Source organism: Pseudomonas sp. HD57-3 (assembly GCF_056113135.1).
In genome coordinates this window covers 2,483,511-2,508,325 of the sequence record NZ_CM148568.1, presented here as the reverse complement: position 1 = coordinate 2,508,325, position 24,815 = coordinate 2,483,511, and the positions used below count along the sequence as shown (strand labels likewise).

The following is a 24,815-nucleotide window of genomic DNA, read 5'->3' as shown; positions in this document are numbered from 1 at the left end:
AAATTATTGTGGGAGCGAGCTTGCTCCCACAGGGTTATGAGGCGATGAACGAATTGTGTTTCAGGTCTTGTTACGCCGGAATATCCAGCGTCACCGACATGAACTGACTGATCCGCGACCGCAGCCATTTCTCCGCCGGGTCGTTGTCATGCACCCCGCTCCAGGCCATCGACAGTTGCGCCGCATCAATCGGAAACGGCGGATCCTCGGCCCGCAACGCACAGCCTTCGACCAACGCACACGCCGCGTAATCCGGCACGGTGGCGATCATTTCGGTGCCCGCCAACAGCGCGCGCAACCCACTGAATTGCGGCACTCCAAGCACCACGCGGCGGCTGCGGCCAACCTTGGCCAGGTCCACATCGATGTTGCCGCTCAGATCCCCCGAAAACGAGACCATCGCGTGGGGCCGCTCGCAGTATTCGTCGAGGGTCAGCGGGCCCGGGCGGTTGTCGCCGCGCAGGACCTTGCAGGGAATGTCGCGCAGTTTCTTGCGCTTGGCGTTGGCCGGCAGATCGGTGGTGTAACTCACGCCGACGGAGATTTCCCCGGAAGCCAGCAAAGTCGGCATCAGCAGGTAGTTGGCACGGCGCACCACGACTACGATCCCCGGCGCCTCTTCCTGCAACTGGCGCAATAGCGGCGGGAACAGACCGAACTCGGCGTCATCCGACAGGCCGATGCGGAACACGTCGCAGCTGGTGGCCGGATCGAATTCCTTGGCCCGGCTGACCGCGCCGGAAATCACGTCCATCGCCGGTTGCAGCTCCCGAAGAATCGCCAGCGCCCGCGCCGTCGGTTCCATGCCGCGACCGTTGCGCAGCAACAGCGGATCGTCGAACAGATCGCGCAAGCGGCCCAGCGCCGCGCTCACCGCCGGTTGGCCCATGAACAGTTTTTCGGCGACGCGGGTCAGGTTCTTTTCGAACATCAGTGCTTCGAAAATCACCAGCAGGTTCATGTCGACGCGGCGCAGATCGTTTCGGTTCATGGGGCACGTTTTCCTTGTTTGAGCCTGACGTGAAAGGTGGGCACTTTACTCGATGAGCGGTACTTTGGCCGCGCGTTTGTAGGGACCGTATTCGACCGGCACCCACTGGAAGTGTTTGTCGACCGCGGTGATATGGCCGATGCCCGGGAACGGCAAGTGCGCAGCCGTTACCCAGGTCTTGCTGGCCGCCGCTGCACTGAACACCGCATTACGACTCTTGATCGCTTGCTGGCTGTTGACGTCGAAGCTGATCGCTACCTCAGGATGATCGAACTGCACCGCGAGGTTGTGCACCAGATCCCCCATAAACACGATGCTCTGATTCTGTGAAGTAAAACGGTAAGTGGTACTGCCCGGCGTGTGCCCGGCTTCCAGCGTGGCTTCGACCAAGCCCGGCAACGGCGACTGGCCCACCGCGAATGTCTTGAAGCGCCCGGCGGAGACGTATGGCGCGGTAGAGTCCTGAGCGATCTTGAAGAACTCCCGCGCGCCGGCTGGTGCCTTGGCGAGGGCCTGCGGGTCGAGCCAGTAATCGGCTTCTGCCTTGGCGGCGTAAACCGTCGCATTGGCGAAGATCGGTTGTTGCTGGCCGTCGACCAGTCCACAGACGTGATCCAGGTGCAGGTGAGTCAGCAGAATCGCATCGACCTGCTCAGGCTTGTAACCCGCTGCCTGCATGTTCGCCGAGAGCTGGCCGGCAGTGGCGCCGATGCACTGGCCCGCGCCGGTATCCACCAGAATCAGTTGTTTGCCGGTGTTGACCAGGAACGCATTGAACGCGGTCTGCACACCCGGCGTTTCAATCGAGCGGCGGGCCAGCAAGGCGCGAATCTGGCTCTGGCTCATGCCCTGCAGCAGCTTCGGCGACAAATCGTTGTAGCCGTCGAAAAGCGCCGTCACTTCGTAATCGCCCAACGCCAGTCGAAAATAGCCCGGCGCCTGCGTGCCGACCTGCGGCGCCTGCGCCATGGCGGTGGACATCACACCGACCAACGCCACGCCGATTGCGCCGTTGAACAAACCTTTCATATTCATCCCCTCGAACGAGCCCGATTCTGCGGCCCTTATGGCCCGCTCCCCATCGTCGCCATCCTGCCCGGTTCCCGTCATGGGGACTTGCAGCGGTGTGCTGAGTTGAAGCTGACAGTGGAATTAACAACGTTTAACTCGTCAGCCTTCGCCCCTCGCCAAACAATGAATCCCTCTGCGCAGCGTTGTTTTATTGACCTGAGGGAAAGCGCTGACCGTGCGTTCCCCACCGACACGGACCTTGGCCATGGCTCACTTACAGCAAACCGTCGCCCGCGCCCCTGCCAGCGAACCCCGCAAGACCAGCACCGGCGGCCTCAGCCCGCAGCGCGAGCGGCTGGTGAAACAACTGATCCTCGAACGCCTCGGCGACAGCCTTGAAGTCACCGAACTGGCCAGCGCCTGCTCACTCTCACGCAGCCATTTTTCCCGGGCGTTCAAGTGCAGCACCGGGTACTCGCCGCAAGACTGGATCCGCACCCAGCGCATCGCCCGGGCCAAGCTGTTGATCCAGCACACCAACCACAGCCTCACGCAGATCAGCCTGGAGTGCGGCTTCTGCGATCAGGCGCACTTCTGCCACATCTTCACCCGCAGCGAAGGGATCAATCCGTTTGCGTGGCGTTGTCAGGTCATGAAAAACCGCTGAGGCGGTTTCAGCCTCGAGCCATCCGCTGAGCCAGTCGCGCCACCCGCTCGCCCAGGTGCGCGGCGGTTTGTTGGTCCTCCAAAGGCGGTGCCTGCTCGGGCGGTTGTTCGACACTGGATTGGGACATCGCACCGAGGGAGCTGCCGAGGCGATTCAACTGGCCGTCGAACACACCTTCGCACGCACGCGCCGGCAACAGATCAAGCCCGACCCAGATCATCGAATGCTGGGCCGCGAACACCGCCATCTGCACCAGGGTATTGAGCTTGTCGCCGCACAGGCTGCCGGAATTGGTGAAGCCCGCCGCGAGTTTGTCGCGCCACGGCCGGGCGAGGTAGAACGAGGCCGTGGCCTCCATGAATTGCTTGAACGCCGCCGAGGCGCTGCCCATGTAGGTCGGCGCGCCAAAGATGATGGCGTCGGCGCGGTGCAGGTCATCCCAGTGGGCTTCCACGTCTTCCACCGCCAGCAGCAGGCAAGTGCTGCCCAAGTGGCGTTCCACACCTTCGGCCACTGCCTGCGCAATGACGCGGGTGTGCCCGTAGCCACTGTGATAGACCACCACTACCTTGCTCATCGCAGCGTCCTCCGGACGTATGCATTCCATTGCCCCGGAGTTTTGGCTCTGAAGCGGGCGCGGACGAGTTAATCGTTGTTAATTTTTCCCGGCTGTCGGGTGAGCCGGCACAGGTTCCGGCCTTTAAATACAGTAGTGACGGCACTGGATGCCGAGCGATGCCGGGGCGCGTGCACTGCGCGCACGTTGCACTGGCGACAAATCCTGAGGAATATGCCCGGATACTGCGGATTAGACGGCTTGCGTGACCCTCGAGTCGCTCCCCGCCCTGCCCGTCACGGATTCTTCACCGAGGCGGACCAGGATCATAAAAAACGTCGAAGGAGTGAGCGGTTGAGTCTTTCCCCGAATCAGGCCATCGGTTTCGGCCCCTATCGGATCCACCCCGGCCAGCGGCTGGTGCTTGAAGGCGACCAGCCTTTGCGCCTGGGCCGCCGCGCCATGGACATTCTGCTGATCCTGCTGGCCCACGCCGGCGAGGTGGTGAGCAAGCAGCAACTGATCGCCGGGGTCTGGCCGGACAGCGTGGTGGAAGACATCAATCTGCGGGTGCACATGGCCGCGTTGCGCAAGGCGCTCGGCGACGGTCAGGCCGGGCAACGTTACATCGTCACCGTGGCGCAGCGCGGCTACAGTTTCGTCGCGCCAGTGGTGATGCAATCGATTGAACAACGTCCCACCGCCGCCAACCTCGGCCGGCACAACTTGCCATTGCGTCGTACGCGGATGATCGGGCGCCAGTCGGTGGTCGACAGTCTGATGACGCAGCTGCCACGCCAGCGCTGCATCACCCTGGTCGGCCCCGGCGGCATCGGCAAAACCACCGTGGCCCTGCGCGTCGCCGAACAGCTGATCGGTCGTTATCGCGACGGGATTCGTCTGCTGGATCTGGCACCGCTCAACGATCCCGGCTCGATCTGCTCGCACCTCGCCGCCCTGCTGGATCTTTCGCTGCACGACAGTGAACCGATGACCTGCCTGATCAACAGCCTGCGCGAGCGGCAGATGCTGCTGGTGATCGATAACTGCGAGCACTTGATCGACGCCGTGGCGTTGCTCAGCGAAAGCATTCTGCGTGGCGCGCCGCAGGTGCATATTCTGGCCACCAGCCGCGAAAGTCTGCGCGCCGAGGGCGAGTTTGTGCAGCGTCTGGAATCTCTTGATTGTCCACCACCGATTGCAGTGCTCGACCGCGATCAGGCGATGGGATTCTCTGCGCTGCAACTGTTCGTCGAACGGGCGATGGCGGCGCACGAACACTTTGAGCCGGGTAACGCTGATCTGCCGTTGATCATCGACATCTGTCGACGGCTGGACGGCATCCCGCTGGCACTGGAACTGGCCGCCGCGCAGGTGGCAGGTCTTGGGCTGGACGGTTTGCTGAGTCAGCTTCAGGGGCGTTTGCCGGCGGGCAATCAGACTCGCCTCGGTCGGCATGAAACCCTGCGCGCTACGCTGGACTGGAGTTTCAATCTGCTCAACGCCTGCGAGCAGACCGGCCTGCGCCGACTGGGCGTGTTTCGTGGCGCATTCACGCTGGAATCTGCGGCGGCGGTTATCGTCGGTCAGCACATCGAGTCGAACGAAGTGTTTGCCTCGATCACGCAACTGGTCGCCAAGTCGCTGCTCAACGTCGAGGTCGGTGATGAAGAAGTGTTTTATCGCCTGCTCGACACGACTCGTCGCTATGCATTGGAAAAACTCGACCAGGCCGCCGAGCTCGGCGAAACCCGCGAGCGTCATGCCGAACGCAGCCTGGCGCTGATGCATCAGGCCCAGGCCGATTGGGAAAACACGGCGACCGAAGTCTGGATCGAGCGTTATGCCCGTGGTCTTGAAGACCTGCGCGCGGCGCTTGAGTGGACGCTGAATGACCAAGGCTCGCGCGCTCTTGGCGTGCGCCTGACGGCGACCTCGGCGCCGTTGTGGCAGGAGCTGTCCCTGCTCAAGGAGTACGGCGTGCATGTGCGCCGGGCACTCGCGTTGCTGGCGTCATCCGACGAGCCCTGCCCGCGACTGGAAATCGCCTTGAAACTGGCCCTCGGCAGCGCCTGCTACCACACCTGGGGTGGCACACCGGAAACCATCGAAGCCTTTGCCAGTGCCCGTCTCTTGGCGCAAAGGCACGACGACAAGGCCGGACAATTGCGCGCCGTGTCGGGGCACATGGCGGTCAACCTCAGTTGCGGGCATTACCAGATGGCGCTCGAGCAGAGCGAGCAATTCGAAAGCCTCGGAGTGCACGGCGATGCGCAGTTGTCCCTGAGTACCCATCGCTTGCGGGTACTCGCGCTGCATTACGCCGGCGATCAGCATCAGGCGCGAATCCACGCCGAACAGGTCATTCAGCGCATGGCCCACAGCGGCCATCTCAACCGCTTCACTCACGGTTTCGGCGTGCAATACGACCAGAGCGTCGCCTCGCTGACCGTCCTCGCCCGAGTGTTGTGGCTGCAAGGTTTTCCCGAGCAGGCCTGGCGCACGGCACGGCAGGCGCTGGACATCGCGGTACAGATCAACCACGGCACCTCGATCTGCTACACCCTGGCACTCGCCTCGTGCCTGATCGCGCATTACAACGGCGACGTACAAAACGCCCGCGCGCTGCTGCAACTGTTGCTCGAACAGGCGCAAAAGCATTCGGTGCTGCTGTTCTACACGTGGGCGCGGCACTACGCGCAGGTGATCGACGCCGACAAGGCCCCCGCCATCCCGCCCGCCGACAGCGGTCTGGTCAGGGAAATCATGGTCACGCTGGATCCGGGTTTCGTCGATGACGCGTTGCTGGAACGGGCGCAAAGTGGCGCGGCCGGCTGGAGCACGGCGGAGATTTTGCGGGCCCGGGCCGAGCGATTGCTGGCGGCTGAATCGCACTGTCATCACACGGTCGAAAGCGCCTTGCAGCAATCGCTAGAGATTGCGCGGACACAAGGCGCCCTGGCCTGGGAACTGCGCAGCGCGACGTCGCTGGCGCAGTTGTGGCAGCGTCAGTCGCGCTACCGTGAGGCACTCGAATTGCTGACACCGATCTACCAGCGCTTCACCGAAGGCTATGCCACCCCGGACTTGCGCAAGGTGCGGTTACTGCTCGACGAACTGCGCGGTCAGTCGGCCGCTTGAGGCTGGCCGGGTGCGACCCAGGTAACGCGCGTGCCGACGCTCGACATCACTCAGTTCGCCGCCCTGCTCCAACTGTTCGCGGGCATAGCGGCGCGTGGTGTTGAGCATTTGATAGCGCAGTGTTCCGCTGGATCGATCTGTGGTCAGCAACGACTTGGCCGCGAGCTGTTCGACCACTGCCACCAGTGTCGAGGGTGGTAATTGCGCGCAACTGATCACGCCGATGGCGGCATCCAGGGTGAATGCCATCTTGAACACCGACAAGCGTTGCAGCACGCGTTGTTCCCGCTCGCTCAAGCGCTGATAGCTCCAGTCCAGCGCAGCCTTCATCGACTGGTGGCGTGTCACGGCGGTGCGACGACCGTGACTCAGAACTTGCAGGCCTTGATCCAGTTGGGTCTGAAGGCCGACCAGCGCCAGCGCATCGATCTGCGCCGCCGCCAGTTCGATCGCCAATGGCAGACCGTCGAGCCGCCGACAGATATCGCGCACCGTTTCCAGATCCTGCTCACGCAGACAAAAACCGTGTTGACGCGCACGGGCACGACTGACAAACAGCTGCACCGCTGAATAGCCCATGACCTCGGCGACACTGTTGAGGGCCGAGGCTTTGGGAAGGGTCAGGGGCGGCAGTGGCTGGAGGACTTCCAGAGCGAGACGCAACGGCTCGCGGCTGGTGGCCAGGATCGACAGACGAGGTGCGGCGCCGAGGAGTGTTTGCAGCAGGTTCCGGCAGGCTTCGTGCAGATGCTCGCAGTTGTCCAGCACCAGCAAGGCGTGACGCGCGGCCAGGGTGGGGAAATCGATGTCGAGGGTTTTCAGCAGGTGATCGAGGAGCGGGGTGTCTTCGTCGATCTGCGACAGATCCACCTGCCACACGCCGTCACGAAAATGCTGCAGCAGCAGTTCCGCTGCACGCAGTGCCACGGTGCTTTTGCCGACACCGGCAGGTCCCGTCACCGTCATGAGCCGGGACAACGGCAGTTGCCGGACCAGACCACCGACCAGTGAATCGCGCCCGGTGACCGGCGTCAGCCGTGCGGGCAAGTTGTGTTGGGGCGCTTGCAGACTTTCGAACACCACTTGGGCGACGCTGTCGCCCTGCACCGGTGCCACGAAGCTGTACCCGCATTGCGGCACATTGACGATGTAGCGCTGACCGTTTTCACCATCACCGAGGGCCCGGCGCAACGCGGCGATGTGCACCCGCAGGTTGATCTCCTCGACCACCGAGGTCGGCCACACCAGCGCGATCAATTGCTCCTTACTGACCACCCGCCCGGCGCGCTCGACCAGCACTTGCAGAATGTCCAGCGCACGACCGCCCATGCGCAATTGCCGATCCCCTTCGAGGATCAGCCGTTGGCGCAAATGGAACGCGTACGGCCCGAAACGCAGGACCGACGCCGAGTTCAATTCGTTGAGGCTGTTCATGTCCGTTATCTTCGCAGGCCTCGATGACGGTACAACCACCACGCGGGGTCCAGCACGGACATCCGGATGCCCGTAACGGACAGAACCGCTCTAGCTGAACTGTTCGCGATATTGCGTCGGGGTCAGCCCGAGCTTTTCGCCGAACAGAAACCGCATGTGCCGCACACTGCCAAAACCGCTCTTATAGGCCACGGTTTTCAGCGGCAGATCGCTGGTTTCCAGCAGATTTCGCGCGCAATCGATGCGCGCACTTTGCAGGAATTCCATGGGCGTCATGTTGACCTCGCGAGCAAACACACGGGCGAAGTGCCGTGCACTCATGTTCGCAAGCCCCGCCATGCGCTCCACAGTGAAGGCTTCCTCCAGATGCTCCAGCACATGATTCTGCACCCGGGTGATCGGGGTTTCCTGGGGCGCCACTGCCGCCATCAACGGGCTGAACTGCGCTTGCCCGCCCTGGCGTTTCATCACCACCAGCAGCACCTTGGCCACGTCCTGGGCAATCTTTTTGCCATGATCACGAGCCACTACCGCCAACGCCATATCGATGCCGGCCGTGACGCCTCCGGAGGTGATCAGGTTGCGATCCTCGACAAAAATTTGGTCGGTCGCGACGTTTGCCTTCGGAAAGCCCTTGATCAGGCGTTCGGTGTAATTCCAGTGGGTGGTCACACGGTAGCCGTCGAGCAAGCCGGCGTGACCGAGCACGAAGGCGCCGGTACAGATCGAGCCGTATTGCCCGGCGCGCGTCACCGCGCCTTGCAGCCAGTCGAGCAACGGCGGGTGTTTTTCGTTGTAGGCGCCAGGACCACCCGGCACCAGCAGCAAGTCGTAGCGCTCATCGGCTTCGTCGATATGCCGATCGGTGTGCACGAGGACGCCATTGGACGCACGCAATGGCCCGCGCTCGGTGCCCAGGGTGGTCAGGTGATAGTGGGCTTGCGGTTTCAGGTAACGGTTGGCAACCGAAAAGACCTCCAGCGGCCCGGCCATGTCGAGCAGCAGAAATTCCGGAAACAGCACCATTGCCACGGTCTTCATGGGGGTATCACCAAAATCTATGTGGAATCATAAGTCTGCGCATTATGGCCAGATACGGTGGAACCGTTGGAAAAGAATGCGTGATCCAGTGCTCACAACTGTCAACTAAAAACGGACAGTATTTCAATTTTCATCTACTTATTGCATCGAATGGTAACCAGTAACCTTCTCCTCACTCGGACGAATCAACGTCCTGAAAGGAGATTTCATCATGCTGACCCTTCGTAAAGCTTCCGACCGTGTTCTGGCCAATCATGGCTGGTTGAAGTCGTTCCACACCTTTTCGTTCGCCAGCTACCGTGACCCGCGTGAACAGGGTTTTTCCGACCTGCTGGTGATCAACGATGACCGCGTCGCCGCCGGCAAGGGCTTCGGCCAGCACCCGCACCGTGACATGGAGATTTTCTCCTATGTGCTCGAAGGCGCCCTGGAACACAAGGACACCCTCGGCACCGGTTCGGTGATCCGCCCCGGCGATGTGCAACTGATGAGCGCCGGCAGCGGCGTGGCCCACAGTGAGTTCAACCATTCGGCGACCAAGCCTGTGCATTTCCTGCAAATCTGGATCGTGCCGGACGTCAGCGGCGCGAAACCGCGTTACCAGCAAGAGCACTTCAGCGAACAGAAAAAACGCGGTCGCCTGCAACTGATCATTTCGCCCGAAGGCAGCCACGGCTCGCTGAAAGTGCGCCAGGATGCACGAGTGTATGCCGGACTGTTCGATGGCGAGGAAAGCGCCACCCTCAAGCTGCCTGCCAACCGCTATGCCTACGTGCACGTTGCTCGCGGCAGCGTTGAACTGAACGGCGTGCAGTTGAAGGAAGGCGACGGCGTGCGGGTTCGTGAAGAACAGGCACTGACCCTGAGCAATGGCCAGGATGCCGAAGTCCTGGTGTTTGATCTGCGCCCGCAAGAGTTGCCGGAAATGCCATGAGTCGGTGGTTTTCATCACTCGAAAAAACGGCCTTCGTTGAAGGCCGTTTTTCATTCTGCAGGCAAGGTCATCAGCACTGCCGGCGCAGGGTTTCCAGCCTCTTTCACCGATTGAATCATGGCCAGGGTGGTCTGCATCGTGACGAGCACGTTTGCCTGATTGGCGTAGTAAGAACCCGCTAGTATGGCAACCATTCCGAGAAAATGTACGGCCGTTGCCGCCCAGTAATTCGCCTTGATCGTCGAGACCTGCCTGACGGCTTCGTCAATTCGCTCCAGAGACCTGTCAATGCGAGCCGAGACGATCGCGTAACGCTGGTCGCGCTCCAGGTGAGCCTTTTCTTGCTCCAGTCTGACCTTTTCGTAGGCTTTCTCGCGCTCGACCCGGGCGGTCTCCCGCTCCTGTCGGGCCGTCTCCAAGACCTTTTCATGCCCCAGCCGAGCCTTCAAGCGCTCCTGCCGCAGGTTTTCCAGATTCTTCTCGTGCGCCAGCTGAATTTTTTCCAGAGCCAGCTCCCGCTCCTGGTGAACCTTCTTCTGAGCCGCCTCCCGCTCAACGCGCAACTTCTCCTGGGCTTCCTCCCGCTCAACGCGCGAATTTTCCTGAGACTTCTCCCACGCCTGTCGCGCAGTCTCCTGCTCTCGCTTCTGCTCCAGCCGCGCCACCGCATGAGCCTTCTCCCACGCCTGCCGCGCCGTCTCCTGCTCTCGCTTCTGCTCCAGCCGCGCCGCCTCCTGAGATCGCTCCCACTCGAAGCGTGCCTCCTCCATGGAGCGTTTCTGCTCCAGCCGGGCCTGCTCCTGACTTTTTTCGAGCTCCAGCCGTGCCTGATCCCGCTCGGCTTGCTGGGTCAGAAAGCCATCGATCTTGGCGGACATGGATTCGATCCGTGCATCGATTCTTGTCTCGATGACTTCGATCCTGGCGCTGAATTCGTCTCGCGTTATGTAGGTCATAGACTCAGTTCTATCCGTTTGCCCGGCCATGTCGCTTGCTTGAAATTGGCTGACTTCCCTTGCAATCAATTCCACACCTCTGACGTTTATCAATACTTCCCTGGATTGATCACCTCGGAGCATTTCACCTGTTCACTCCGGGCGTGAGAAACGATAGGGCCCGGCCAAAAAACTCACAAGCCAGCGGATTCTGGCGCTGTTGTAGGCAAGATCGTCAGCTGATGTAGCCGTCCTACACGGCATCAAGGACTACTCATTCTCCAGCGCAAACGCTTCGACAATCTGCTCGATCACCGCCCTGACCCGCGCGGTATGGCGCAGATCCGCATGGGTCACCAGCCACACTTCATAAGGCAACGGCCGCGTACGCTCCGGCCACAGCCTGACCAGACCATCGCGCTCGCCCATGTAGACCGGAATTTCTCCTACACCCAGCCCGGCGGCAATCGAGCGTCGGACCAACAGACTGGAGCTGAGACCGGCGACGATCCGCCCGCGAGTCACGGGTTCAGTCACCAGGGTCAGGTCCTTGTTGCCTTGCAGATATGGCTGGTACACCACCAGATCATGGCCCTCGAACGCACTGCCCGGCGCCGGCACGCCATGCCTGTCGACATAAGCCTGCGAGGCAAACAGCCCCACCGGCCAACGCGCGATGCGCCGGGCGATCAGGTCCGGGTTGTCCGGGCGGGTATTGCGTACGGCGATGTCAGCTTCGCGTTTGGCCAGGCTGAGGATCTGCGTGGAGGCGTCCAGTTGCACGCGCACGTCCGGATGCCGTTCGTGCAACTGCGCGATGGCCGGGATCAGGAAATCGATGGCCAGCGAATCAGTGGTGCTGACTCGCACGCTACCGGTCAGGCGGTCGTCCAGGCCCTGGATACGCCGCTCCAGCTCCAGCGCCGAATGCTCCATTTTTTCCACCGACTTGAGCGCCGCTTCGCCGACGGCCGTCAGTGCATAGCCCTCGGAGGTGCGCAGGAACAAGGTCGCGCCCAGCGACTTTTCCAGTGCCGTGATGCGTCGCCCGACCGTCGCCTGATCCACGCCCAGTACACGCGCGGCGCCGCGTAATGTCGATTCGCGGCAGACCGCAAGAAACACCCGTGCATCATCCCAGTTCATATCGTCCTCTATTGATGCATAAACGCATCACAACAACGCAAACTCGCTGCATTAACGCAGCAACGATAGTCGATATGCTGGACGCCATAAACCTTTCCACAGGATTGCCGTCATGCGCACTTCAACTGCTTCGCCCGAACGTCCGGACACGAGTGTCTGGCTGGCGATCTTCGCCGGACTCTGCGCCAGCCTGGTCAGCATCGGTCTGGCGCGTTTCGCCTACACGCCGCTGATCCCTTCGCTGATTCAGGCGCAGTGGTTTTCCGCCCATGATGTGGTCTATCTCGGCGCGGCCAACCTGGTCGGTTACTTGATCGGCGCCCTCCTCGGTCGCCCGCTGGCACGCCGGCTTACCCAGAGAAACGCTCTGCGACTGATGATGCTGGCGGTGACCGTGGCGTTTTTCGCCTGTGCGTACCCGGTGTCGGTGAGTTGGTATTTCGGCTGGCGCCTGCTGTCCGGAATCGCGGGCGGCGCGATCATGGTGCTGGTGGCCGCGACCGTATTGCCCCATGTACCCGCCGCGCGCAAAGGCCTGGCCAGCGGGGCGATTTTCCTCGGCATCGGTCTTGGCATCGCTGGCTCCGGCACGATCGTCCCGCTGCTGCTGAGTCTGGGCCTGCAAGCGACATGGCTGGGATTGGGCGTTTTGTCGCTGGCGCTGACGGCATTGAGCTGGTTCGGCTGGCCTTCGGAGCTGCCCCATGCAACCACCGCAACGGCTCAGGCGGAACCGGTCGAGCCGACACCGCCTGCTGTTTATCTGCTGTTTGCCCAGTACGCGTTCATGGCCGCCGGGCTGGTGCCGGCCATGGTTTTCCTGGTGGATTACGTCGCCCGTGGCCTGGGCGCCGGGGCGCACGTCGGCGCGCTGGTCTGGATCATGTACGGTCTGGGCGCCATCGTCGGTCCGGTGAGTTATGGCTTTCTCGCCGATCATCTCGGTGCGCGGACCGGCATTCGTCTGGTGCTGGTGGTGCAGGCGATCACCCTTGGTTTGCTGGCCATTTCGCATTCGTTCCTGGCGCTGGCACTGCTAGCGGTGATCCTCGGTTCGTTTCCGCCGGGCATCGTTCCGCTGGCGTTGGCTCGGGTGCATGAGCTGGTGCCGGATCATCATCGCCAACAGGTGGCGTGGAGCCGGGCCACGGTGTCGTTCGCCACGTTTCAGGCGCTGGCCGGATTCGCCTATTCGGCGCTGTTCAACGCCACGGGCGGACACCATGTGCTGCTCTTTGTGATTGCCGGCGGTGCCATCGTGATCGCGCTGATACTTGAGCACGCCATGAAACTGCTGCCCTCCTCAATCGAACAACGCTGCTGCGCCCAATGACGGGAATCATTGGGCCCTGACGGTGCTCCCATCTACTGATCACTTTTTCAAGAGGAATCGAAAATGACGTTGCCCACCGAAATGACCCGAATCGAAATCACCGAACCGGGCGGGCCCGAGGTTCTGCAATCCCGACGTGTGCCGCTGCCAATCGCCGCAGAAGGCGAAATACTGATCCGCGTGAAGGCTGCCGGCATCAATCGCCCCGACGCTCTGCAACGCGCCGGCAAATACCCGATGAAGCCCGGCATGAACCCGATTCCGGGCCTTGAAGTGGCCGGCGAGGTCGTGGCAATTGGCAGCGGTGTCAGCACATTCGCGGTCGGTGACCGGGTCTGCGCGCTGACCAATGGCGGAGGTTACGCCGAATACTGCACGGTCCCGGCCGGCCAGGCCCTGCCGATTCCCGATGGGCTGGACTGGATTCAGGCGGCTGCAATTCCGGAAACCTTTTTCACGGTGTGGGCCAATCTGTTCGGCCTCGGCGGCGTCAGCCGTGGCCAGCGCGCCTTGATCCACGGCGGCACCAGCGGCATCGGCACCACCGCGTTGATGCTGTGCCGCGAGTTTGGCATCGAAGCCTTTGCCACCGCCGGCAGCGCCGATAAATGCGCAGCGATCCGCAAACTGGGCGGCGAAGCGATCAACTACCGGGAACAGGATTTCGCGGCTGTCATCGCCGAGAAGACCGCCGGCCAGGGCGTGAACGTGATCCTCGACATCATGGGCGGCTCGTACCTCAACGGGAACATCAGCGCCTTGGGGATGGATGGGCGGTTGGTGATGCTCGGTTTCCTTGGTGGCGCGCGGGCCAATGACATCGATCTGCTGGCGATCCTCGGCAAGCGTGCGGTGGTTACCGGCTCCCTGCTTCGCGCCCGTACCTCGGCGGAAAAAGCTGCCATCGCCGATCATTTGCGCGAACACGTCTGGCCGGTGCTCGCCGCCGGCCGCTGCCTGCCGATCATCGACAAGGTCTACCCGCTCGCCGACGCAGCCAAGGCCCATGCGCACATGGAAGCGGGCGACCACATCGGCAAGATTGTGCTGAAGATCGACTGAGTCGTTGCAGTATTTTGTAATCGTTGCAGGCGTGCGGTGGTCGAAAATGTCACGCACGGGTCAAGGCATCTGGTAAAAAGCGTTCTTTGTCCACGCCGTGGTGAAACGTTTAATGTTCCTTGCCTTCATGACCCGACTTCGACGCCGCCGTCTGGCGTTCGCCTGCATGGCCGCCCTGATCATCGGCGTGCCGGCGAGTTGTGCCGTGCTGGAACACACCGAACGCAAGCTGTTGTTTCGCATCGAACCGGGCACCGCCGGCTGGTATCACGGATTGCCCGGCAGCGTGGAAGAACTCGACCTGCAACCGAAGAGCTTCAAGGCCGGGCAAAACATTCACGCCTGGTGGTGGCCGGCGGAGCGCGCCGATGCTCCGGCCATCCTTTATCTGCACGGCGTACGCTGGAACCTCACCGGGCAACTGTTTCGTATCGAGCAATTGCGCGCAGCAGGTTATTCGGTACTGGCCATCGACTATCGCGGCTTCGGCCAGAGTCATGGCGACCTGCCGTCGGAAAGCACGGTGTACGAAGATGCGCGGGTGGCCTGGGAACGCTTCCAACTGCTGCAGCCCGATCCGAACAAACGCCTGATCTACGGGCATTCGCTGGGGGGCGCGGTCGCCATCGACTTGGCCGCAGAGCTCGGCCGCGATGCAGCCAGAAATCACACCCCACTGCCGGTGCGTGGGCTGGTTATCGAATCCACATTCACCTCATTGGCAGATGTCGCGGCTGCCGTGGCCAACACCTCTCTTCCGGTGCGTTGGTTGCTGTCGCAGAAATTCGATTCCATCGACAAGATCGCCGAGATCCACATGCCGCTGCTGGTGGTGCACGGCCTGGCCGACGCCTTCGTGCCGTCACGCTTTAGCGAGCAACTGTTCGCCGCTGCCCGACAACCGAAACGCCTGCTGTTGGTGCCCGGCGCAACGCACAACAACAGCATGGCGCTGGGCGGACAGAACTATCGCAAGGCGATTGATGCGCTGATGCAGACCCGACCTGCCCCCCGAGTGGCGGGCGCTGCGGTGCAAAAGAACCCGCGCGACTCCTGACGTCCCTCCCCGCAGACCATCGGTCACTCCGAAAGGAAATTCTTGCAGCATCGGCTGGCAATCCAGCTTTCTAACGCTTTGCTGGATGGAGTCAATCCATGACGCTGCTTCGGCACACCCGGCCGCGCGGCGTTCCACTGCCTATTCGGGAGCACCACCATGAAAATCAACCCGTACCTGATCTTCAACGGCGACTGCCGCGCTGCCTTCACGTTTTACGAGCAATGCCTGCAAGGCAAGCTCGAAGCGATGATGACCTTCGGCGAAACGCCGGCCGCCGAACATGTCCCCAAAGAGCATCACAACCTGATCATCCACACCTGCCTGAAAGTCGGCGATCAGATGCTCATGGCTTCGGACACCACGCCCGACCGCCCGACCCAAGGCATGAGCGGTTGCTCGATTTCCCTGAATGTCGACAGCATCGCCGAGGCCGAACGGGTGTTTAACGCCTTGGCCAAGGATGGTCGCGTCGACATGCCGCTGGAAGCCACCTTCTGGGCCGCGCGCTTCGGCATGCTGGTGGATCGTTTTGGCGTGTCGTGGATGGTCAATTGCGAAAGTGACAAGTGACGCTGTCATTGCACCGGACATGAAAAAGCCCGGCCTCTTCAGGTCGGGCTTATGCGTTTAACGCTGGGCCAACTCGTGCCGGACGCACTGTTCGTAGTAGGTCTGCTTGACGGCCGCCGGCTTTAGCCGCGACGCGCTGTCGTAGGTCTGCTCGGTGATGCCCATGGCGGTCATACGCATCCACGGTTGCTGGAACTTGCGCGCCTGCAAGCGCTTGCGGGCACCATAAAGAGAAATACCCGAAAGCTTCGATTGTTGCGCACCGGCGGCAATGTCCGAACCCCAGGTACACGCAAAACGATGGCTCTTGCTCAGCTCCCTGGCCTGGGCCTCCAACGCGAACAGAGCGAGGGAAAGCGTTGCTACGGTGATGACAATCGTCCGCATATGGCCCACCTAACCTTTTGAAAAAAGGCGAGTTTGCCGGGACTTGAAACATTCGGGGGCCAGCAATTTGCCGCCTATTGCTCCCGGTCGCGAACTTCAACCCTCAACCGTTCTGCACCTTCTTCCTCGCACTGGATCGTGATCGGTACAAAACGCTCAATGACCAAAATGTTGCTATGCAAATGCTCGGTCATCCTGGGCGTGGTAAACGATCCGCCTCCGGCCAGCACCATCGGCAACAGCAACTGGTCGGCCAGATGCTCTGCCACCGCTGCACCGCTGTGCAACCAATCCGCCGCCTGATCGATAGCGGCGTCCGCCACTTTCTCCGAACGCAGTGAAGCCTGACCGAAAGCGCTGAAAACCTCCGTGACGTGTTCAAACGCATACTCCAGCAGCAACACGTTGCCCGGGCCACAGGCCGGATCAAGGATGACGGCGTTCAATTCTGCTGACGCCATGTTCAAACGACGCGCCACCCGGTCAAGTTCGCGTATGCCGACGTTCGGTGCCAGCCCGGCCGTCAGCGCAAACGCCTGTTGCGAACGCGGCAAGCCGCGCTCACACAGGTGCAGTGCTGACAGTTTCGATGGTTGCACTCTGACATCGATTTCGCCGCCTCCCGCCGGTACGAAACCGTGGCGCAGCAACGTCAGTTCAACCTCCGCGCCCATGCGTCGCAACAACGGTAGCCAGCTGCGGCTGAGAAAATCGGTCGGTGGCGCCAGCGGATTATGCGTTCCGCCGCTGATCCGCACCCGACTGGTTTGCGGCGCCAACAACAACGCGGGCAGCAAGGTCTGCAACACCAATGTGCAACTGCCGGCGGTTCCAATGGCAAAGCTATATTCGCCACCACGAATCGACCCCGGCTCGAAGCTCAATGTCTGTGAGCCCAGTTCAGCCCCCTGGATCTTTGCACCGCAGACCTGCGCCGCCGCCATCACGGCGGTCAGGTGCTGGCGCAACAGGCCCGGACGACTGCGCCGGGCCCGAATCCGCTCAATCCGAAACGCCTGGCCCGTCACCATCGACAGAGTCAGCGCACTGCGCAACACCTGGCCTCCGCCGATGGCGCCGTCCAGTTCAATAACGTCCTGTTTCATTTTTTTCCTTATGCGTACAAATCAACGGTTTCCCGCAGGTATCGATCGAGCTGCCGCGAATCCTCCCGGGTTCGGGGCAATGCAGGTACCGCACGCTCGAGTTCCGCCTCGATGAACGCATGCAGCGCCGGACGACGCGGACCGTAAGCGCTCTCGTCGACATTGCGTTTGAGCGCGAGCAGTTCGTCGACTTCATCGAGTAACGCCCGGTCATCGACGGTGCTCAGCAGATCGCTGAACGTCATCGGCGGCCGACCGCGCCCTTGGTCGATCCAGCGCACCGCGAGCAGCGGCCGCAGTACGTAGAAATACTTCTTGAACCGCACGCTGTCGCCTTGCAGATAACCACGAAAGTTCTTCTTCGCCATCGACAAATAATGATTGCGCGCAGCCGGCGGGCTGTAGAACGCCTCGGCCAGTGCCCGCAGTTGCGAAACCGCGGCGGTCTCGCTGCGATAAACCAGCGGTGAGTCGAGCCATTCGAGCAAGGTCGGGTTGGATTTGCGCAACAGCCCGAGGGTCTTGCGCAGCTCCCAGCCACTGACATCCAGCTCGTCATCCAGCGGCCGCTCGATCACATCACTTGGCGCATCGACCTGGACGAACCATTCCGGTTTCTCCACATAAACGAAGCGCACATCGTAATCACTGTCCGGCGAGGCAAAACCCCAGGCCCGGCTGCCCGATTCGCAGGCATACAGGACCGTGACATTGCGTTCGCGCTCTATGCGCGCGAGTTCTTCCAGCACCCGGGCGCGCATGGCGCTGCACAGCGGGTGACGTTCTCCGAATTTCATGTCCTTCAATCCTTGTTCCGGCGTGCCTTGCGGCACGCGTTATCCCTTGACGCACACCACCTGACGCAGGGTGTGCAGCACTTCCACCAGCTCACGCTGGGCGTGCATGACTTTGTCGATGTCCTTGTAGGCCATCGGAATTTCATCGATCACCGCAGCGTCCTTGCGGCATTCGACATGCGCGGTGGCGCGGATCTGGTCTTCGACGGTGAACATGTTTTTGGCCTTGGTACGGCTCATGGTCCGACCGGCACCGTGGCTGCAGGAGCAGAACGATTCTTCGTTGCCCAGACCGCGCACGATAAAGCTCTTGGCGCCCATCGAACCGGGGATGATCCCCAACTCGCCCTTCTTCGCTGACACAGCGCCTTTGCGGGTGACCAGAATGTCCTCGCCGAAATGCCGCTCTTTCTGCACGTAGTTGTGGTGGCAGTTCACCGCTTCCAGCGCGACTTCGAATGGCTTGCGGATGATCTGCCGCGTGGCCTGAATCACCGCTTGCATCATCAGCGCGCGGTTCTGTTTGGCGAAATCCTGGGCCCAGCCCACAGCCTCCACATAATCATCAAAGTGCCGGCTGCCTTCTTCGAAGTACGCCAGGTCACGATCCGGCAGGTTGGCGATGTGCTGACGCATATCCGCCTGGGCCATCTGGATGAACAGGTTGCCGATGGCGTTGCCGACACCGCGCGAGCCACTGTGCAACATGAACCAGACTCGGTTGGCCTCATCCAGGCACACTTCGATGAAGTGGTTACCGCTGCCCAGTGTGCCGAGATGCCCGCGGTTGTTGGTGTTGGCCAGTTTCGGGTACTTGTCGGTGATCGCCTTGAACCGTGGATTCAGCGCCGCCCAGGCCTGATCGGCCTGTTGCGGGATTTCATCCCAGGCGCCTTTGTCACGGCGCGACCGGGTCGAACTGCGGCCATGAGGCACCGCTTGCTCGATGGCACTGCGCAGGCCATGCAGATTGTCCGGCAGATCGGCCGCCGTCAGCGAGGTTCGTGCGGCAATCATGCCGCAACCGATATCCACCCCGACCGCTGCCGGGATGATCGCGCCGACCGTGGGAATCACGCTGCCGATGGTCGAGCCCTTGCCCAGATGGACGTCCGGCATGACCGCCAGGTGCTTGAAGATAAAAGGCATCTTCGCCGTGTTCATCAACTGCTCGCGCGCTTCGTTTTCCACCGGGACGCCTTCGGTCCAGAGCTTGATCGGTTTGCCGTTGGCGACTTCCAGCAGTTGGTAAGTGTGTTCTTTCATCATCTCGATTCTTCAGGTCGTTCCACCGGCATTCGCCGGCAGATTCAAAAAAGGTGGCACGACAAAGGTTGATGACTGTTGCGCGTTGCCGCGCACCGGGGTTAGCCGGCCTCAGATGTACAGCCATCGGCATTCGTGCCGTCACGCGCACTGACAAGGGTTTGGTGAGACGTCTTGGATGTAGTCCCACCGGCATTCAGTGCCCGTGACAAATCAATTCTTTGGGCGGCTCATCGCCTCATCCCATGCTTTCAATCGCTTCGACCCAGTGCTGCGGCCCGTACCGGCCGGCAGTGAACTGCTCGATCACATCGAACACCGCGTCACTGAAACCGCCGACATTCAGGATGTCGTCACGATCCGCCGCCGGCGTCGCCCAACCCGGTTGCAGGTCAATGCAGATCAGGCGTGCCTGCGGGTTGATCCGCTTTATCCGTTCCCATTGCAGCATCGTCTCGCTGGCGCCCTGACGTCGCGCATCGATCCAGGATTCGTTGTCCGACACCATGATCAGCGTATCGACCTTGGCCTTGCTGTCCGCCAGCTTCTTCAACGGCGCCGAGCAGCAGGTTCCGCCGCCGAAAATGCCTGCAAGCTTTTCGGCATTGCTGATCACACTGTCGCGCGGGTTGAGGGTGATATCCACCACCTTCCATTCGAACGGCATCACCCGCGCCGTCGGCTGTTTACGCAACACCGCCGCCGTAATCAGCGCCGCCACATCAATGCAGCGCACCGCCGTGGTCGCGCCCTGACGGTAACCGGTCAGCGGGCTGCCCATCGAGCCGGAAACATCCGGACAAACCACCACCGCACCCTGAAGCTTCGGCACATTGGTCAACGACAGCTCCAGCGCATCCTGCAAAGCCTCGCGAATCAGCGCCGGCACGTCATCGCCGACCATCCGGTACGCTGCCAGCAATTGGTACGGATACACCCGCGCCTTGGCAACGGCTTCAGGATCCGCCAACCGCGCGGCCACGTATTCGGTGCAACCCGGCACTTCAAAAGCACCGTGGCGCGCCAGTGTATTGAGGTTGATGCGCAGCCCCTGCCAGCCCATGTTTCGCGCCTGCGCTGCCCATTGTTCCTTGCTCAACGTTTCGTTACCGAGCAATTGAAAAGGCACTTCAGGCACTTGCTCACTCGCACCGCTGCGAAAGGCCAGCAGATCGCGAGTCAGTGCGGGCAACGCCTGAGCATCCACCGGTTTGCCGATCACCCAGGCGAAAAACGCTTCGCGCCAGGCCTCGGACGGTTTCGGGTGAACCATCTTCACCACATCCGCCAGCGAAGGCTGATTGCCGATTGATGCCTGCAACAGCTGTCGTTCGGTTGCGCTGTTCAGCCAGTTCTGCACCAGACGCTTGGGTTGGGAGCCGAGGGAGCGGCGACCGGTGGCGCCACTGCGCAGGATCTGCACGAAGTTGCGCAGCATCTTGCCGCTGTCCACCACCTGCCCGAACACCTCCGGCACCAGCGCCGAGCGCTGAGCCGCCAGCGCCGCCAGCAACAAGGCCGGCATGTCTTTCATGTGGCCCTTCTGGCGAGCGTAAAGAGCGGCATTCGCCACAAAGCGGCTGTCCAGTTCCGCCACCAGCTTCAACACCTGATCCAACTGACTTTGAGCGGATGCGTAAAAGGTCGAATTCAGGCAACCGGTGACTGCCAACTGGGCCAGTTGATGCTTGGGCGTGTAGGCATAAGCCGCAGCTCCGGAAGCATTCAAGGTGTCGCACGCCGGCAGGTTTTTCGATTGCGTATTGAAGAGGTTGAAGTTGGCCATCGTGGCGTCTCGCTGTGTTGTCCTGTTCGTTGTGACAGGTATTGCAGCCGCTGTGCCAGTTTTTGAAAACGCTCGCTAAATATTTCTATCTAGTTGATTTTAAAGGTTTTTATTCTAAAAACGAGCATCCTTGAATTTTCGTCACGACAAATAACGCCCTCGAACACTATCATTGGTTATCGTCATTTATCTTTCAGGATAATAAATGTCCAGCAAGCGCACTGTCGCCATCGGTTTCATCGGCGCCACCCTCGATCGCGTCGGCAAAGGCGCCAACCGCTGGAACCATTGGCGGCCTAGCGTGGGCCTGTGCCAGCAACCGGACGTCTTGATCCATCGACTGGAACTGATACACGGCACGGACGCCCGGGACGCGAGCCTGGCCGAACGCATTCGCGAGGACATCCGTCAGGTGTCGCCGGGCACGGAAGTGCGCCTGCACCCGATGGCGTTGCGCAACCCCTGGGATTTCGAAGAGGTCTACGGCGCACTCCACGACTTCACCTCCGAATACACCTTCGATACCGAGCGTGAGGACTATCTGGTGCACATCACCACGGGGACCCACGTCGCGCAGATCTGCTGGTTCTTGCTGACCGAGGCGCGCTACCTGCCGGCGCGCCTGATCCAGACCTCCCCCGCCCGCCGCCAGAGCGAAGAAGAACCGGCCACCGGCACCCACGCCTTGATCGACCTGGATCTGTCGCGCTACGACCGCATTGCCTCACGCTTCACCCACAAACGTCTGGAAGGCCTGGAATTTCTCAAGTCCGGCATCGCCACCCGCAACACCGCGTTCAACCGCTCGATCGAGCAGATCGAACGCGTGGCCGTGCGCTCCAAAGCGCCGATGCTGCTGATCGGCCCGACCGGCGCCGGCAAGTCCTTTCTCGCCCGACGCATCTACGAGCTCAAACGCAGTCGCCATCAAATGCAGGGACGTTTCGTTGAAGTCAACTGCGCCACCCTGCGTGGCGACGGGGCAATGTCCGCGCTGTTCGGCCACGTCAAAGGCGCCTTTACCGGCGCACAAAACGCCCGCGACGGCCTGCTGCGAGCGGCTGACGGCGGCATGTTGTTTCTCGACGAGATCGGCGAACTCGGGGCAGACGAACAAGCGATGCTGCTCAAGGCCATCGAAGAAAAGCGCTTCTTCCCGCTAGGCTCGGACAAGGAGGTCGACAGCGACTTCCTGATCATCGCCGGCACCCACCGCGACCTGCGCAGTCGCGTCGCCGAAGGCCTGTTCCGGGAAGATCTCTACGCACGGATCAACCTCTGGACGTTCGACCTGCCAGGCCTGGCGGGACGCCGCGAAGACATCGAACCCAACATCGATTTCGAGCTTGAACGCCACGCGCGCGAACACGGCCAACTGGTGCGCTTCAATCTTGAAGCCCGACGGCGCTACCTGGGTTTCGCCAGCTCGCGGGAAGCTGCGTGGCTGGGTAACTTTCGCGAACTCTCGGCCTCGATCACGCGCATGGCGACGCTGGCCGACAGCGGGCGAATCGATGAAGCGCAAGTCGAAGAGGAAATTGATCGACTGCGGTATGCGTGGGGTCTGGCGCAACCGGCCGGGATGACAAATGAGCTGCCGGGCGATGCCGAGACGCTGGATCTGTTTGATCGATTGCAATTGAAGGCAGTGCTGGAGGTTTGCAGACAGGCAGACAGCTTGTCGGATGCCGGCAGACGACTGTTCGGCGTGTCGCGACAGGCGAAAGCACAGCCCAACGATGCGGACCGATTGAGGAAGTACCTCGGACGGTTCGGCATTGACTGGAGCCAGTTGCGCGAGCAGTGAAACATGACCGTGACCAATTGAGTCGATGAGATAAACTGCGCCGCACCGCGATACCGGCACCGAACGAAGGACAAAAACGGATGGACTTACTGGATTTTTTTTCAAACCTGCTATCGATTCTTGACGGCCTCCAGACGTCCGGCCAAAAGCCTCGCAGAGTCTTCACCCGCGGATTTGTCGTGACCTGCGTCTTTGTGGCAATCATCGAGCTGTTCTTACTGAACCACATCTACAGCGGGCGCCCGTGAACGAATAGATACGAGTTCCCGCCGGTCAGTTGACCGGCACTTTACCCCGCGTCAGAACTTCCAACGCCTACCCACCTGACGCGGAAGCCCGACTATGAACAGAACCATTGCAGCCCTCATGCTTGGAAGCCTTTTATCCGCCACCGCGCCGCTTGCGATGGCGGGCAGCAGCGTCCCGCCAACCGGCATTCCCGGAGTCAATCAGGGAGGCACCGAATCCAAAGAGGACAAGGCCGACAAGAAGGGTGAAGAAGCCTCGGGGTCGAACTCCGGTGCAGAGTCCCATGAAACAGAGAAGGATGCGCAAACCTCCAGCGGCTCAAAGGATGGGATGGAAGAAAAGAAACCCTGAACGACTTAGCCGCCTCAGCAGTTTTCGCAGGCATTAAAAAGCCGATCTTCCGATCGGCTTGACTGTTTTACGCGCATCCCTTTTCCAAGGCCGGGATGATGGACTTCAGCGTTTGAGCTTGCGCTTGTTGCGGTATTGGTCGATCACCACCGCGACCACGATGATCAGCCCCTTGATGATGTCCTGGATGTAAGCATCGACCCCGACAAACGTGAACCCGCTGGCCATCACCCCAAGAATCAGAGCGCCAATCACCGTGCCGGTGATGCGCCCCACTCCGCCCGCCAGACTGGTACCACCGATAACTGCGGCGGCAATCGCATCCAGCTCATAGGACATGCCCATCCCGGCCTGCCCGGTGGCGGCGCGGGCCGAAGCCACTACGCCTGCCAGCCCCGCCAGCAATCCGGCGATGCTGTAGACGATGACCAGATGGCGTTTGACGTTGATACCGGATGTGCGCGCCGCCTGCATGTTGCCGCCGATGGCGTAGGTGTATTTGCCGTACTTGGTGTAGCGCAGCGCGATGTGGAAGATCACCGCCACCACCAGAAAAATGATCACCGGCATCGCGCCGTGGCCGATGGCCGTGTAGGAATCCGAGAGCATGCTCACCGGCTGGCCTTCGGTGTAGTAACGCGCCAGGCCACGGGCCGAAACCATCATGCCCAGCGTGGCAATGAACGGCGGAATCCCGGTGATGGCGATGATGCTGCCATTGATCGCCCCCGCCAGCAGCCCGACACCGAGCCCGGCAATCACCGGAATCCAGACCGGCAAATCGGTCAGTGACGGGAACACCGCCCGAGCGAAATCCGAAGTCTGCGCCAGACTGGCCGCGATCATCGCCGACAACGCGAGCACCGAGCCCGACGACAGGTCGATACCCGTGGTGATGATCACCTGAGTCACGCCAATCGCCAGCAGGCCGATGATCGACACTTGCAGGATCATCAACACCAGCCGCTGGGAGTTCATCAGGAAGCTCTGGTCGCGCACGATCCAGCCGAACAGTTCGAACACCAGGCCAATGCCGATCAGCACCAGGAAAATGCTCAGTTCCGTCGGAAAGCGCCGGCGACTCTTGACCGGTGCCGTGGCCGGTTTGTTTTCCAGTATCGCGTTCATAACCACTCACCTTTCTATCGCATCATCGACGGCGGCCTCGGCCACCAGCGGTATCCA

General features: G+C 61.3%; 22 protein-coding genes. 9 read left to right on the top strand and 13 right to left on the bottom strand.

The annotated features are described in order from the left end of the window. Positions 1-70 precede the first annotated feature (70 nt). Complete coding sequence (locus AC0R79_RS11260) at positions 71-991, bottom strand: LysR family transcriptional regulator (RefSeq protein ID WP_127797524.1); 921 nt, start codon at positions 989-991, stop codon at positions 71-73. 45 nt (positions 992-1,036) lie between these two features. Beyond that, a complete protein-coding gene (locus AC0R79_RS11255; protein WP_474734420.1) occupies positions 1,037-2,020 on the bottom strand; it encodes an MBL fold metallo-hydrolase in 984 nt (327 codons plus the stop codon). A 247-nt stretch (positions 2,021-2,267) separates the two neighbouring features. Between AC0R79_RS11255 and AC0R79_RS11250 the strand changes: the two genes are divergently transcribed. Continuing rightward, a complete protein-coding gene (locus AC0R79_RS11250) occupies positions 2,268-2,669 on the top strand; it encodes a helix-turn-helix domain-containing protein (protein WP_007956080.1) in 402 nt (133 codons plus the stop codon). Between the two features lie 7 nt (positions 2,670-2,676). Here AC0R79_RS11250 and AC0R79_RS11245 read toward each other — a convergent pair whose 3' ends face one another. Next, positions 2,677-3,246, bottom strand: a complete 570-nt coding sequence (locus AC0R79_RS11245) for a flavodoxin family protein (protein ID WP_127797522.1) — start codon at positions 3,244-3,246, stop codon at positions 2,677-2,679. 333 nt (positions 3,247-3,579) lie between these two features. Here AC0R79_RS11245 and AC0R79_RS11240 point away from each other — a divergent pair, with 333 nt between their 5' ends. Beyond that, complete coding sequence (locus AC0R79_RS11240; RefSeq protein WP_474734419.1) at positions 3,580-6,366, top strand: ATP-binding protein; 2,787 nt, start codon at positions 3,580-3,582, stop codon at positions 6,364-6,366. Here the strand turns inward: AC0R79_RS11240 and AC0R79_RS11235 are convergent. Together AC0R79_RS11235 and AC0R79_RS11230 are read right to left on the bottom strand one after the other, a co-directional pair. Beyond that, on the bottom strand, positions 6,328-7,800 hold the full coding sequence (locus tag AC0R79_RS11235; protein WP_474734418.1) for an ATP-binding protein: 1,473 nt from the start codon (positions 7,798-7,800) through the stop codon (positions 6,328-6,330). The genes AC0R79_RS11240 and AC0R79_RS11235 overlap by 39 nt on opposite strands. Before the next feature lie 90 nt (positions 7,801-7,890). Continuing rightward, the gene (locus AC0R79_RS11230; protein WP_258713200.1) at positions 7,891-8,841 is read right to left on the bottom strand and encodes a GlxA family transcriptional regulator; all 951 of its coding nucleotides are present in this window, start codon (positions 8,839-8,841) and stop codon (positions 7,891-7,893) included. 211 nt (positions 8,842-9,052) lie between these two features. Between AC0R79_RS11230 and AC0R79_RS11225 the strand changes: the two genes are divergently transcribed. Beyond that, the gene (locus AC0R79_RS11225) at positions 9,053-9,775 is read left to right on the top strand and encodes a pirin family protein (protein WP_474734417.1); all 723 of its coding nucleotides are present in this window, start codon (positions 9,053-9,055) and stop codon (positions 9,773-9,775) included. A 50-nt stretch (positions 9,776-9,825) separates the two neighbouring features. Here AC0R79_RS11225 and AC0R79_RS11220 read toward each other — a convergent pair whose 3' ends face one another. Next, positions 9,826-10,731 (bottom strand): hypothetical protein, encoded by a 906-nt coding sequence (locus AC0R79_RS11220; protein ID WP_474734416.1) that lies wholly within the window; start codon positions 10,729-10,731, stop codon positions 9,826-9,828. Between the two features lie 249 nt (positions 10,732-10,980). Further along, positions 10,981-11,856 (bottom strand): LysR family transcriptional regulator, encoded by an 876-nt coding sequence (locus AC0R79_RS11215; RefSeq protein ID WP_127797517.1) that lies wholly within the window; start codon positions 11,854-11,856, stop codon positions 10,981-10,983. A gap of 112 nt (positions 11,857-11,968) precedes the next feature. Here AC0R79_RS11215 and AC0R79_RS11210 point away from each other — a divergent pair, with 112 nt between their 5' ends. The 4 genes from AC0R79_RS11210 (at position 11,969) to AC0R79_RS11195 (ending at position 15,881) form a co-directional block, all read left to right on the top strand. Next, a complete protein-coding gene (locus AC0R79_RS11210; protein WP_474734415.1) occupies positions 11,969-13,189 on the top strand; it encodes a YbfB/YjiJ family MFS transporter in 1,221 nt (406 codons plus the stop codon). Between the two features lie 63 nt (positions 13,190-13,252). Then, entirely contained in the window at positions 13,253-14,251 is a 999-nt protein-coding gene (locus AC0R79_RS11205; protein ID WP_474734414.1) for an NAD(P)H-quinone oxidoreductase, read from the top strand. Positions 14,252-14,363: 112 nt separating this feature from the next. Further along, complete coding sequence (locus AC0R79_RS11200) at positions 14,364-15,308, top strand: alpha/beta hydrolase (RefSeq protein ID WP_474734413.1); 945 nt, start codon at positions 14,364-14,366, stop codon at positions 15,306-15,308. A 159-nt stretch (positions 15,309-15,467) separates the two neighbouring features. Further along, the gene (locus AC0R79_RS11195; RefSeq protein ID WP_007956062.1) at positions 15,468-15,881 is read left to right on the top strand and encodes a VOC family protein; all 414 of its coding nucleotides are present in this window, start codon (positions 15,468-15,470) and stop codon (positions 15,879-15,881) included. A gap of 57 nt (positions 15,882-15,938) precedes the next feature. Here the strand turns inward: AC0R79_RS11195 and AC0R79_RS11190 are convergent, their stop codons facing one another. The 5 genes from AC0R79_RS11190 to AC0R79_RS11170 form a co-directional block, all read right to left on the bottom strand. Next, positions 15,939-16,268 carry a hypothetical protein gene (locus AC0R79_RS11190; protein WP_007956060.1) on the bottom strand — a complete coding sequence of 110 codons (330 nt, stop codon included), beginning with the start codon at positions 16,266-16,268 and terminating at the stop codon, positions 15,939-15,941. A gap of 74 nt (positions 16,269-16,342) precedes the next feature. Beyond that, the gene (rtcA, locus tag AC0R79_RS11185) at positions 16,343-17,374 is read right to left on the bottom strand and encodes an RNA 3'-terminal phosphate cyclase (RefSeq protein WP_375746528.1); all 1,032 of its coding nucleotides are present in this window, start codon (positions 17,372-17,374) and stop codon (positions 16,343-16,345) included. Positions 17,375-17,382: 8 nt separating this feature from the next. Beyond that, positions 17,383-18,171 (bottom strand): nucleotidyltransferase domain-containing protein, encoded by a 789-nt coding sequence (locus AC0R79_RS11180; RefSeq protein ID WP_375746526.1) that lies wholly within the window; start codon positions 18,169-18,171, stop codon positions 17,383-17,385. A 39-nt stretch (positions 18,172-18,210) separates the two neighbouring features. Then, positions 18,211-19,437, bottom strand: a complete 1,227-nt coding sequence (locus tag AC0R79_RS11175; protein ID WP_474734412.1) for an RtcB family protein — start codon at positions 19,435-19,437, stop codon at positions 18,211-18,213. A 238-nt stretch (positions 19,438-19,675) separates the two neighbouring features. Further along, complete coding sequence (locus AC0R79_RS11170) at positions 19,676-21,223, bottom strand: RNA-binding protein (protein ID WP_375746522.1); 1,548 nt, start codon at positions 21,221-21,223, stop codon at positions 19,676-19,678. A gap of 205 nt (positions 21,224-21,428) precedes the next feature. Between AC0R79_RS11170 and rtcR the strand changes: the two genes are divergently transcribed. Both rtcR and AC0R79_RS11160 read left to right on the top strand, forming a co-directional pair. Next, the gene (rtcR, locus tag AC0R79_RS11165) at positions 21,429-23,030 is read left to right on the top strand and encodes an RNA repair transcriptional activator RtcR (RefSeq protein WP_375746520.1); all 1,602 of its coding nucleotides are present in this window, start codon (positions 21,429-21,431) and stop codon (positions 23,028-23,030) included. Between the two features lie 342 nt (positions 23,031-23,372). After that, the gene (locus AC0R79_RS11160; RefSeq protein ID WP_007956057.1) at positions 23,373-23,630 is read left to right on the top strand and encodes a hypothetical protein; all 258 of its coding nucleotides are present in this window, start codon (positions 23,373-23,375) and stop codon (positions 23,628-23,630) included. A 105-nt stretch (positions 23,631-23,735) separates the two neighbouring features. On the opposite strand, the gene AC0R79_RS11155 is transcribed toward AC0R79_RS11160, so the two are convergent. Next, on the bottom strand, positions 23,736-24,758 hold the full coding sequence (locus AC0R79_RS11155; protein WP_007956055.1) for an ABC transporter permease: 1,023 nt from the start codon (positions 24,756-24,758) through the stop codon (positions 23,736-23,738). Positions 24,759-24,815: the final 57 nt, after the last annotated feature.